Annotated in this window: 11 protein-coding genes; 5 read left to right on the top strand and 6 right to left on the bottom strand. The window is 36.7% G+C overall.

From position 1 onward, the window contains the following. Positions 1 to 18 precede the first annotated feature (18 nt). The 4 genes from C8J95_RS03830 to C8J95_RS03845 all read left to right on the top strand — a co-directional run bounded on the left by C8J95_RS03830 (position 19) and on the right by C8J95_RS03845 (position 4811). Positions 19 to 969, top strand: coding sequence for a hypothetical protein (locus tag C8J95_RS03830; protein ID WP_107808826.1), 951 nt, complete (start codon positions 19 to 21; stop codon positions 967 to 969). A 62-nt stretch (positions 970 to 1031) separates the two neighbouring features. Beyond that, entirely contained in the window at positions 1032 to 2039 is a 1008-nt protein-coding gene (locus C8J95_RS03835) for a bestrophin family protein (protein WP_107808827.1), read from the top strand. A gap of 30 nt (positions 2040 to 2069) precedes the next feature. Beyond that, a complete protein-coding gene (locus tag C8J95_RS03840; RefSeq protein WP_107808828.1) occupies positions 2070 to 3653 on the top strand; it encodes a Na+/H+ antiporter in 1584 nt (527 codons plus the stop codon). A 111-nt stretch (positions 3654 to 3764) separates the two neighbouring features. Next, on the top strand, positions 3765 to 4811 hold the full coding sequence (locus tag C8J95_RS03845) for an MBL fold metallo-hydrolase (protein WP_107808829.1): 1047 nt from the start codon (positions 3765 to 3767) through the stop codon (positions 4809 to 4811). Positions 4812 to 4903: 92 nt separating this feature from the next. Here C8J95_RS03845 and C8J95_RS03850 read toward each other — a convergent pair whose 3' ends face one another. Both C8J95_RS03850 and C8J95_RS03855 read right to left on the bottom strand, forming a co-directional pair. Beyond that, positions 4904 to 5347, bottom strand: a complete 444-nt coding sequence (locus tag C8J95_RS03850; RefSeq protein ID WP_078773301.1) for a carboxymuconolactone decarboxylase family protein — start codon at positions 5345 to 5347, stop codon at positions 4904 to 4906. Between the two features lie 69 nt (positions 5348 to 5416). Next, complete coding sequence (locus tag C8J95_RS03855; protein WP_107808830.1) at positions 5417 to 5992, bottom strand: Crp/Fnr family transcriptional regulator; 576 nt, start codon at positions 5990 to 5992, stop codon at positions 5417 to 5419. A gap of 214 nt (positions 5993 to 6206) precedes the next feature. Between C8J95_RS03855 and C8J95_RS03860 the strand changes: the two genes are divergently transcribed. Continuing rightward, a complete protein-coding gene (locus C8J95_RS03860) occupies positions 6207 to 7238 on the top strand; it encodes a L,D-transpeptidase (protein ID WP_107808831.1) in 1032 nt (343 codons plus the stop codon). Positions 7239 to 7411: 173 nt separating this feature from the next. On the opposite strand, the gene C8J95_RS03865 is transcribed toward C8J95_RS03860, so the two are convergent. The 4 genes from C8J95_RS03865 to ahcY form a co-directional block, all read right to left on the bottom strand. After that, the gene (locus C8J95_RS03865; protein ID WP_107808832.1) at positions 7412 to 7948 is read right to left on the bottom strand and encodes a hypothetical protein; all 537 of its coding nucleotides are present in this window, start codon (positions 7946 to 7948) and stop codon (positions 7412 to 7414) included. A 4-nt stretch (positions 7949 to 7952) separates the two neighbouring features. Further along, on the bottom strand, positions 7953 to 9287 hold the full coding sequence (locus C8J95_RS03870) for a retropepsin-like aspartic protease (protein WP_107808833.1): 1335 nt from the start codon (positions 9285 to 9287) through the stop codon (positions 7953 to 7955). Positions 9288 to 9343: 56 nt separating this feature from the next. Beyond that, on the bottom strand, positions 9344 to 9928 hold the full coding sequence (locus C8J95_RS03875; protein ID WP_107808834.1) for a TMEM175 family protein: 585 nt from the start codon (positions 9926 to 9928) through the stop codon (positions 9344 to 9346). A gap of 112 nt (positions 9929 to 10040) precedes the next feature. Beyond that, a complete protein-coding gene (ahcY, locus tag C8J95_RS03880; RefSeq protein WP_078405081.1) occupies positions 10041 to 11354 on the bottom strand; it encodes an adenosylhomocysteinase in 1314 nt (437 codons plus the stop codon). Positions 11355 to 11403: the final 49 nt, after the last annotated feature.

Here is an 11403-nt window from a genome sequence, read left to right on the forward strand (position 1 = left end):
ATAGTTTACCAAATAAATATGAGGAAAATATATTTATGGAGTATAAGCTTGTTTACCGTTTTAGCCGGAGCACAGGAACGTTATGAAGCTTTTGGCGTTAATAATAAATATGGTATCGTAGATATACAGAACCAAAAAGAATATGTGGCGCCTGATTACAGCGACATCAACTTATTGGTTACAGATTATCTGGCACTCCAAAATGGAAATCAGGTAAGTTTTTATTCCAGAGAAACCGGAGAAAAAACAGTATTGGAAAAATTAAAATGGCAGAATGTTTATTTGAATGATAAGAAATATGAACATTTTCAAGATGCCAATAATAGTTACCTTATTGCTGACCGATTTAAAGAGAAAATAGTTTTACCCCGGAAATATTCGGTTGTGGGCAATCAGTTTTTTAAAGAAGGGCGAAAATATTTTGTCGGCGTTCACGATCATAAACTGGATATTTATAAGAACTCAGATACAACAAAACCTTTAATAAAAGATGTGAATGCATCCGAATATTTTACAGATTTTTATACAAAGACCGGAACTGCAGAGGTAATGCAACTGCATATATTCTACGGTGAGGGAATGGTAAATGTATATAATGATCATCTGAAACTGATTAAAAGCTACAAAGGAAATGCTACCGGACTGGGAGATCTTAACGATATAATGGAAAAGGATTACAAACAGGTATTGCGACCCCCAAGTGTCAACAATGTTTTTGCCGGAGAGTTTTGGTGGAAAGGAAAATTCACAGGTGGAAAAACAAAGATTTGGAACCGAGAAAACCTTAGTAAAAGCTTTGTAATAAATGGTGATTATGGCATTTGGGATATAAAGTACAATAATCAGTGGATCGATCTTCGAAATGAAGACAGAACAAAGCTATATAAATTTCGGGTAGATATGGAGAACAAAAAAATAATTCTTCCTCAAAAGTATCAGGAAGAGCTGTCACCTGTATTTTCAGAGTAAACATGATGAGAAACAATTAATAGAAACAGAATAAAAACACTAACAAAAAACAAAAACACACAATGCACACCGGAAAACGTTTTACCCCTTTTGAATTTGCGAAATGGACGAAAAGGGATACCTTTTTAATGCTTCTTATTGCTACAGTTCCGACTATTTTATATGTTATAGGATGGAAATTTATAGGATTACCCTGGCAGCCCGTCGCTATTTTGGGAACAGCAGTAGCCTTTATTGTAGGATTTAAAAATAATGCCAGTTACAACAGAATTTGGGAAGCCCGACAGATTTATGGTGCTATTATTAATGATAGCCGAAGCTTTGCATACTCTGTCCGGGATACGCTGGGTGGGAAAGAATCTATGGTTGTAAAAAGGATTTTCTACCGGCATTTTGCATGGCTTACAACATTGAGATTCCAGCTAAGAGAGCCACGTTCCTGGGAAAATATGAACCAGAGAAGTAATTTTGTTTATCGGGAAAGCAGATACGAAATTCCGGAACTCAACTCTAATTTGGAAGAGGAATTAAAGCACTATCTGTCCGGAGAAGAATTGCAATATATTCTTTCCAAGAAAAATAAAGCAACTCAGCTTACAGCTCTACAATCCGAAGAATTGATCCGTTTGAAAAAAGCAGGAGAGATTAATGATTTCGAATGGACACTATTACAACAGTCTATTATAAAATTTACAGACGATCAGGGAAAGGCAGAGCGAATAAAAAACTTTCCATATCCCCGAAACTTTGCTTCCATTGCAACCTATCTGCTTTTTATTTTTGTAATATTGGCGCCCTTCGGATTGGTAAAAGAAATGGATAAACTGGGTGATGGTACCTTCATGCAAGGTTATACGGTATGGTTCAATATTCCTTTTTCAGCGATTATAGCCTGGGCATTTCACACATTGGATACGGTGGGAGAAAGTTCGGTAAATCCTTTTGAAGGAAGTGCCAATGATGTTCCGATTACCCAGATTAGCCGTACCATAGAAATTGATATGCGTGACATGCTGGATGAAAATGATCTTCCACAGCCAATTACACCTAAAAACAATATTGTACTTTAAAAACAAATCACTTAATACTTTATAAATCCGATGATTGAAAATTTTGTCTTTTACCTGGGACTGGTATTAGTAATCCTGTTGGCTATTATGCTGGCAAATAAATTAAGAATTGCCTATCCCATACTGCTGGTAGTTGCCGGGCTACTCATCAGTTTTATTCCCGGAATTCCAAAAATAAAAACAGATCCGGAACTTATCTTTATTATTTTTCTGCCTCCACTTTTGTATGAAGCAGCTTTTGCTACTTCTTGGAAAGAAATATGGAAACTGCGGCGTATTATCACCAGCTTCGCTTTTATCGTTGTATTTCTGACGGCATTGTCTGTTGCTTTTATTGCAAATGCCTATATTCCCGGATTCTCATTGGCTTTAGGTTTTGTCCTGGGCGGAATTGTTTCTCCTCCCGATGCTGTGAGTGCCGGAGCTATTCTGAAGTTTGTAAAAGTTCCTAAAAATCTGTCTACAGTGCTGGAAGGTGAAAGTTTATTCAATGATGCTTCTTCACTTATTATTTTCCGTTTCGCGATGGTAGCTGTTGCTACAGGACAATTTATCTGGCAGGATGCTGCAACCAGCTTTGGATGGATGGTTGTTGGCGGAGTAGGAGTAGGAGTATTGCTTGCTTTTATTTTTCTAAAGGTTCATAAATTATTTCCTTCTGATGTTAATATGGATACTATACTAAGTCTGGTAACACCATACATCATGTATATTGCAGCTGAAGAGATTCATGCTTCGGGGGTATTGGCAGTAGTGAGCGGTGGACTATTCCTTTCCGTAAGAAGACACGAGTTTTTCCGAACCTCCGAATCGCGCCTAAGGGGATCAAATGTCTGGGAGAGCTTTGCATTTCTGATTAACGGTATCGTTTTTCTCATTATTGGTTTGGATTTGCCAGAAATTCAGGAAGGATTGCAAAATGAAGGAGTAGGGCTTAGTGAAGCGGTTGGCTATGGAGTGGTAGTTACTGTTACTCTTATTGTTGTACGTTTTATTGCGGCCTTTGGTGCAGTTATTGTAACTCTTATTGCCCGTAATTTCATTAATGTAGCTGACCGTAATCCGGGAATGAAAGCACCTTTATTATTTGGTTGGACAGGAATGCGTGGAGTGGTTTCGCTGGCAGCAGCTTTATCTATTCCGGTACATATGGATAACGGAGAACTCTTTCCACACCGGAATCTGATACTCTTTATTACTTTTATTGTAATACTGATTACATTGATTGTACAGGGGCTTACTTTACCTGCGTTGATATGCAAGCTAAAGCTCTCACCAGATTCAGGAGACTATTTGTCGAAAGTGGAGGCAGAAGATGTTCTGAGAAAGGGAATGCGACATGCAGCTTTTACTTATCTGAATGAAAATTACAGCCATCGGAAAAGCGATAATGAATATTTCCGAAAGATGATGGATCAGTGGGAAAAAGAAGATAAAGAGGAATCTATACGCAAACTCTCTGACGAAACCAAAGAAATGTATCTGAATGCTCTGGAAGAGCAAAGAGTTTGGCTAAGAGAAGAAAATAGGAAAAATCCGCGTATGGATGAGGAATATATAAGACATTATCTGGTAAAACTGGATCTGGAAGAAGAAAGATTAAGGATTGGTTAAAGTATTTTGTCAGCTTAATCGTCTTACTATTATAAAGGCTGCTTACAGTCTGTATTAAGATATAAAATATAAATTTCAAAGGCCGTATTAAAAGTGGCTGTAAATTGTAAAATGAGTTTAATAAAGCAACTGGGGCAGTTCCCCGATAACGAGAGAAAAATATTTTTCGAAACATTATCCAATTATAAAAACGGGCAGTTTCATAATCTGGTTCCGACTCCGGCATTGGCTGAAGGCGAGAAAATGGGTAAAGTTTTATGGAATTTCCTAAAAACAAAATTTCCGGATACAAAACCAAAGATGGCTATTCCGTATGTGAATACTGACCTGAAGAATCTTAGTCCGGAAGAAAATGTGATGTTGTGGTTCGGGCACAGTTCTTATTTAATCCAACTGGATGGGATGACATTTCTTACAGATCCTGTATTTAGCGGAAATGCATCTCCAATACCAGGTTCTGTAACTGCATTTGAAGGATCCAATCATTATCAGCCTGAAGATATGCCCGAGATAGATGTATTATTTATCTCACATGATCATTGGGATCATTTGGATTACAAAACGGTACAGGCGCTAAAGCCAAAGGTAAAAAAGGTAATTTGTGGTCTTGGTGTAGCACAACATTTTGAATATTGGGGTTGGGATAGAGACAGAATTATTGAAAAAAACTGGTACGACAGCATAGATCTTGGCAATGGTTTTAACGTTACCTTGACCCCGGCCAGACATTTTTCCGGAAGGCTAACAAAGCGTAATATCTCTCTGTGGACTTCTTTTGTATTACAGACGCCTACAATGAAATTGTTTTTAGGAGGAGACAGCGGTTATGGACCGCATTTTAAAGATATAGGAAATAAATTCGGACCTTTTGATCTTGCAATACTGGAATGCGGACAATACGGAGACAAGTGGCCGTATATTCATACACTAATGGATCAGATGATGACAGAGGTGAAAGAACTCAAAGCAAAGAGTTTTATTCCCGTACACAATTCCAAATTCAAACTGGCACAGCACCCTTGGTATGAACCTTTGGAAAAGGTTACTGAATATGCGGAAGCAGAAGGTATTCCGGTTGCAACACCTAAAATAGGAGAGAAGCTAAATCTGAATGAGCTTGACAAAAAATGGGACAAATGGTGGCGGGAAATTATGTAGCCAATATTTTTTGAATATAATCACGAAGGCACAAGTATTGGACTTGTGCCTTCGTGATTTTTTAGATGTTATTAAGCTTATTTTACAGAAGGTTATTCACCAATATGTAAATGAGTACTAACAGCTATTCTGTTCCATGCATTGATGGTAATAATTGCCATAATAATCTGTGCAACCTGATTTTTAGTAAAATGCTTTAATGCTTTTTGATAAGTCTCTTCGGATACTCCGTTGTTGCTTATTAGCGTTACTTCTTCAGTCATAGCCAATACCGCCTGTTCTTCTTCAGTATACAGATAGGTAGCCTCTCTCCATGCACTTAGTACAAATATACGTTGTTGGGTTTCACCATTTTTGATAGCATCTTTAGTATGCATATCCAGGCAATAAGCGCAATTATTGATTTGTGAAGCGCGGATTTTTATTAACTCTTTTAAAGTTTTAGATAATTCCGTTTGTGCAGTAGCTGCTTCCAAACCGTACATCGCTTTGTACAATTGTGGCTCTGTCTGAGCAATGTTGATGCGTTTTTCCATTGTTTCCAAGTATTTAGTTATTGATGTTACAAAGTTGAAAAATCTGCATCTGAAAAAACTTAAGCTGGTTTAAGAAATCTTTTTAGCTCTTATTTCGCTTAAGTATTCAGGTGTAAGCCCCAGAAAAGAAGCGATCAGATACTGTGGTATCCGCTGTACAAACTGAGGTTGCTGTTCCAAAAAATGAAGGTACATTTCCTCTTTAGAAAATGTATAGATATACCTTACCCGCATTTGCGCTGCTGCATATGAACGTTGATAGACAAATCTGAAGTAACGTTCCATTATAGGATGTTCTTTCAGCAAGCGTTCCTGATCCTGATATTCAATCACCAAAACCTCTGAATTTTCAACCGCCTGAATACTGAAGTCTGTCCTTAGCTGATGCTCATAAGCCATATTGTCGGTAAGCCACCAGGCTTCAATAGCAAATTCTGTAGTTTGCTCAGTCCCCTTGGAAGTAATGTAAAATTTTCTGAGGCAACCTTTGAGAACAAAAAAATGAAATTTGCAGATTTCACCGGCAGTAATCAAACTTTCCTTTTTTCGGAATTTTTTGATCCGGAAAAAAGAAGTTACTTTCTCAAACTCCTCATCGTCTATTTCAATAAATTTGTCCACGTGGGCTCTGAAGATCTGAAACATTTCCGGATAGATTATAAATGAAAATTCATATTAGTAGAGCTAAGATACTAAAAAGCAAAGATATCTGAAGTTGGTAGGTAAATGATTTTTATCGGTTCAAAATATATAATTCTATTTTTTTATCACTTTTTAGGGAATTAATATTTTATTTTTTCGTAATTTTTACATCTTGGTATCATTATTGTTTTAACAAAACTTTAACAACTATCAGTTCATGAAAAAAAGTTTTAAACTTGCTGGTTTAGTGATGATAAGTGCCATCGTATTGCAGTGTAAAAAGCAAAACGAAACAGTTTCATCTACACCCGATCACACCGACACTACATCTACTGTAGTAGAAGATCCTAAACAGGAAAAAGATTCTGTGGAGGTTCCGAAAAAAGACTCAATTGTAAAGCCCGAAAGACCTAAAGTTAGTATTAAAAGCAATTCTGATTATAGTGCTTGGCCTATAAAAGGAAATGACTCACTAAGAAAAGTCTTTTTGAATACTTATAAAGGAGAAGAACTTCATAATATCCTTGCATTGAACCGTCTGGATAGAAAAAATATGGGACAAGCTGACACACTTATTGTACCAAATAAACTGGAATCTAATTTCCTGGCTTATTCACCATTCCCTGAGTATGTTGAAGCAATGTCTTCAATACCTAAAATTGCTTTTTTCTCTTATCCTATTCAGGCTTATGCCTTATATGAAAACGGAAAGCTGGTAAAGTGGGGGCCTACAAGTATGGGATCTAAAGCACACCAGACAACCAGAGGACTGCATTTTACAAACTGGAAAGGAAAAGAGATCATTAGTACCGTAAGTGACGAATGGAAGCTAAAATGGAATTTTAATATTGCTAATCATGAAGGTATAGGCTGGCATCAGTATTCGATGCCTGGTTATCCGGCATCGCACTCGTGTCTGAGACTTTTAGAAGAAGATGCAAAATGGATGTATGATTGGGGGGAGCAATGGGTACTGAACAAAGGCGGAGCAACAGTGCGTGCAAAAGGAAATCCTGTTATTGTATATGGTGACTATCCGTGGGGACAGAGAAGACCATGGAAGAAGCTAATGGACGATCCTAAAGCCAATGATATTTCCGAAGAACAACTAACAGAAATTGTAACCCCATTTCTTGCTGAAATTAAAAAACAGCAGGATAATAGGGTAAAAGTTCTTGATGAAGTTAAAAAAGAAAAAGAACAGGCAAAACAACAGCAGGACACTGCAAAGCCCAAAATAACAATATAATCATAAAAGCCGGACTTTACTCCGGCTTTTTTATGTTTAAAAAAATAGTTAAGCTGACAAATTATTGAGATGTAATGTTACCACTTACAAAGATATTTTGTTTCTTTTGTGGTTAAGCTGACAAATAGTTATTCACAACTCATTTTTATATCTCGTACTTCTAACTTCCTGCTTTATAATGATTCTTCTTTTTTGACTTCTATACTGTCAGAAGTTTCTTCTGCAAATTTTCTCAAAATTTCCATTTCTTTTTTTGCCAGTTTTTGGCCGAACTGAGAAGCCATCCAGGTTAACAGGATTAGGACAATGCAGGCTATACTAGCATGAATAGCCCATGGGTAATTTTCAGTCTTGATCTGTATTTCAACATAATATAATGAAACAAATACCATGAAGAATATTCCGAAAAGAAAGTACAAAAACATAAAGAATGTCCATACAGCAGAACTAGGACCAAATATACCTCTGATCTCTGTATGGTCTTCCTGTTCACTGCTTTTTTCCATTCTTATAGAAAGGTATGGCTTCCAGTAATTATCGATATTGTTATTTACCCATATACTGGCAACTTCTCTGTTTATTTTTCCATGAATAAGAGGATTTGCCCGTATCATTTCCAGTAAATGTTGCTCGTATTCAACAGGGGAGAGCTTTGTACTGAATTTGAACCGAGGTCTGTTTCGTATACTATTGAGTGTTGCTTCTTCCATTGTTTTAATTTTCCTGATAAGGTATTGGATCCTCCAACGTAAAACTGAAATTAAGGGTTTCACTGTTTCGGATAACAGTGATTTTAATAACTTTAAATTCTTCAGATTTAAATAACTCGTTCAGCTGTTCCAGTGTATAACTGCCGGCTGGTTTACCATTTACCGTTACTAATTTATCATTTTTTCTTAACCCGGCCTTATAGGCAGGAGAATCTTCTCTGCATCCCGCAATAGAATAAGATGGTTTAAGAACAAATTTATACTGAAAACTATCACCCAGATTAATTTCCGTTCCCTCTCTGGGAGAGTCTTTACTCTTTATCGTTGGTATAGAAACTAAATCTTTATCCCATACCATACCATCATGGCGAAGATCCAGACCACTCATATTAAAATGAAACGGATCATTGAAGTTTCTGTTTTTCTTTAGATATATTTTAGAATTGGGATAGTCAAAAAATACGGTGAATCTTCTTAGTATTTCGCCACCTATAGAACCTTTTCTGTCCGCAACCAATTTCAGATGCTGAATAGAAAACTCATCAGGCATTGCCGTCAAGGGCTTTTCAAAACTAAATTCGCCTATAGAAAATTTTCTAATCCGGCTTCTTTTTCCAAAAATATCACCATTAAAGCCTCTGCCCAGATAATCATCAATATTGGGTCTGTTGTAAACAAAGTTTTTAATCAGGCTTGGAAATATCCAGATAGGATCACCATTCCCCAGATCTATAAGAAGTTTGGAAGGTTTAGGTATTGTTGTCATCTGAATATCAGCCATAATATAGGGTTTTTCGCCCTCTAAAGTAATATTGAAAGTAGCCGCTTTTCTGGTGTCTCTTTCGAAGTTCTTTTGATTGGAATAAACCGTAATTTTCTTTTTAATGTAGTCAATTTTAACAGGATAGTCTTTAAAGAATTCGGACCCGATAATACCATTAACCGGAATACCAATGTGAGAAGAAAAATTAAATTCTTCATTCAGGATCAGATATATTGTATGATCTTTATCTACAAGATCTTTTCCGAAGCTAAGAATGTTTTTTTGAGACAGAACGCCCTCTATTTCTTGAGAGCCTCCAAGCCCGGTAAATTTCATTTTTGAAACATCATTCAGACTAAGATCCTTATCCTGTGTGCTGAATATAATAGTATTGGTAACGCCTGAGTCCAGAAGGAAAATAAGGTTTACACCATTTAGCTGTACCGGTATAAAGATGAGACTATTAATTAACTGAAACGGTATAACAGCTTTTGTAGCTTTTCCAAATTCCATTTTGTTCTGGCCTTTAGAAAAAGCAGTTATAAATATTAACAAAATAATAACAAAGCGTTTCATGTTATGTGAAGTTAATAAAAAAATGCTTTGCTTATGCAAAACATTTTTCTGTTACTTTACAAATCTTTGTGATTTGCATTTTTCTCTAATCTTCGGTCTGGTATTATCCATATAATGGCGACAACATAATAAAAGAAAAGCGCCAGATATGACTCATAGAATGAGCTGGCAATTCCTAAAATATATAGTATTATGGATGCTTTTTCTTTATAGCTACTACCAATGGCTTTGGCATACGGAGAATCTTTTCCTTCCTGATTCAGTATCTGATAAGAAAGTACGGTATAACCTATAGCAACAAGGATAAGAAGAATACCATAGGTAATGGTTGTATTTTTATCAAAATGATGCTCTCCCATCCAAGCTGTAACAAAAGGCATCAGAGAAAGCCAGAATAAGAAAAACAGATTACTCCACATAATTCTCCCATTCACACTGGTACAGTAATGTAGCATATGGTGGTGATTGTTCCAGTAGATGCCGACATAGATAAAGCTGAGGATATAGCAAATAAATTTAGGCAATAAACTGTATAAAGCAGACCAGCTTGTAGTATCCGGCACTTTTAACTCCAGTACCATAATCGTGATGATAATGGCAATAACGCCGTCACTAAATGCCTCTAAACGCGATGTTTTCATAATCCTGATTATAGTTTTTACTTTTATTATTCTGTTTCCAAAAAGAATAATAAAAGTAAAAAACTCCCGGAATATTCCGGGAGTTTTTTTATAAGTTTTAGAATACTATATCTTAGTATCTGTAATAGTCTGGTTTGAATGGACCATCTACAGTTACACCAATATATTTAGCCTGCTCCTGAGAAAGAGTTTCAAGCTCTACACCTAACTTTTTAAGGTGAAGGGCAGCTACTTTTTCATCTAAATGCTTAGGCAAAGTATATACTTTGTTTTCATATTTATCAGAATGTACCCAAAGTTCAATCTGAGCTAATGTCTGGTTAGAGAAAGAGTTAGACATTACAAATGAAGGGTGACCAGTAGCACAACCAAGATTTACCAAACGTCCTTCTGCAAGGATAATGATATCTTTACCATTAACGTTGTATTTGTCAACCTGTGGCTTGATCTCTATTTTAGAAGCACCGTGGTTATTGTTTAACCATGCCATATCGATTTCATTATCGAAGTGACCGATGTTACATACGATAGTTTTATCTTTCATTTTTTCGAAATGCTCACCTCTTACAATACCGAAGTTACCTGTAGTTGTAATGATGATATCTGCATTGTCTACAACTGTATCCAGCTGTTTTACCTCATAACCTTCCATAGCAGCCTGTAATGCACAGATTGGATCGATTTCGGTTACTGTAACGATAGAACCAGCACCTCTGAAAGAAGCTGCAGTACCTTTACCTACATCTCCGTATCCGCAAACTACAACACGCTTACCAGCAAGCATAACGTCTGTAGCTCTTCTGATAGCATCTACTGCAGATTCACGACATCCGTATTTGTTGTCGAATTTAGACTTGGTAACTGAATCGTTTACGTTGATTGCAGGCATTACTAATGTACCATTCTGCATTCTTTCGTATAATCTGTGAACCCCTGTAGTTGTTTCCTCAGAAAGTCCTTTGATGTCTTTTGTTAATTCTGGGTATTTGTCGAAAACCATATTGGTAAGGTCACCACCATCATCAAGAATCATGTTTAGTGGTTGTCTTTCTTCTCCGAAGAAAAGAGTTTGCTCGATACACCAGTCAAATTCCTCCTCGTTCATACCTTTCCATGCGTATACAGGAATTCCGGCAGCAGCAATAGCAGCAGCAGCGTGATCCTGAGTAGAGAAGATGTTACAAGAAGACCATGTAACGTCAGCTCCAAGAGCAACTAGAGTTTCGATAAGAACAGCTGTCTGGATCGTCATGTGAAGACATCCTGCGATACGTGCTCCTTTCAACGGTTGTTGTGGACCGTATTCCTCACGGATAGCCATAAGACCAGGCATCTCAGCCTCAGCCAGTTCTATCTCTTTTCTTCCCCATTCAGCCAGAGAAATATCCTTAACTTTGTAAGGAACGTATTGTGTTTTAGTTTCCATTAATTTGAATTAATATATTTTTGCAAATTTACAATCTATAATCCTATTA

Origin of the sequence: Elizabethkingia sp. YR214 (assembly GCF_003058195.1) — a bacterium.
Lineage (GTDB): Bacteria > Bacteroidota > Bacteroidia > Flavobacteriales > Weeksellaceae > Elizabethkingia.

Excerpts from the sequence above, each read along its gene's own strand:
- C8J95_RS03860 (WP_107808831.1), top strand. The coding sequence starts at position 6,207 with ATGAAAAAAAGTTTTAAACTTGCTGGTTTAGTGATGATAAGTGCCATC.
- C8J95_RS03850 (WP_078773301.1), bottom strand. The coding sequence starts at position 5,347 with ATGGAAAAACGCATCAACATTGCTCAGACAGAGCCACAATTGTACAAA.
- C8J95_RS03835 (WP_107808827.1), top strand. The coding sequence starts at position 1,032 with ATGCACACCGGAAAACGTTTTACCCCTTTTGAATTTGCGAAATGGACG.
- C8J95_RS03830 (WP_107808826.1), top strand. The coding sequence starts at position 19 with ATGAGGAAAATATATTTATGGAGTATAAGCTTGTTTACCGTTTTAGCC.
- C8J95_RS03870 (WP_107808833.1), bottom strand. The coding sequence starts at position 9,287 with ATGAAACGCTTTGTTATTATTTTGTTAATATTTATAACTGCTTTTTCT.
- C8J95_RS03875 (WP_107808834.1), bottom strand. The coding sequence starts at position 9,928 with ATGAAAACATCGCGTTTAGAGGCATTTAGTGACGGCGTTATTGCCATT.
- C8J95_RS03855 (WP_107808830.1), bottom strand. The coding sequence starts at position 5,992 with ATGTTTCAGATCTTCAGAGCCCACGTGGACAAATTTATTGAAATAGAC.
- C8J95_RS03865 (WP_107808832.1), bottom strand. The coding sequence starts at position 7,948 with ATGGAAGAAGCAACACTCAATAGTATACGAAACAGACCTCGGTTCAAA.
- C8J95_RS03840 (WP_107808828.1), top strand. The coding sequence starts at position 2,070 with ATGATTGAAAATTTTGTCTTTTACCTGGGACTGGTATTAGTAATCCTG.
- C8J95_RS03845 (WP_107808829.1), top strand. The coding sequence starts at position 3,765 with ATGAGTTTAATAAAGCAACTGGGGCAGTTCCCCGATAACGAGAGAAAA.
- ahcY (WP_078405081.1), bottom strand. The coding sequence starts at position 11,354 with ATGGAAACTAAAACACAATACGTTCCTTACAAAGTTAAGGATATTTCT.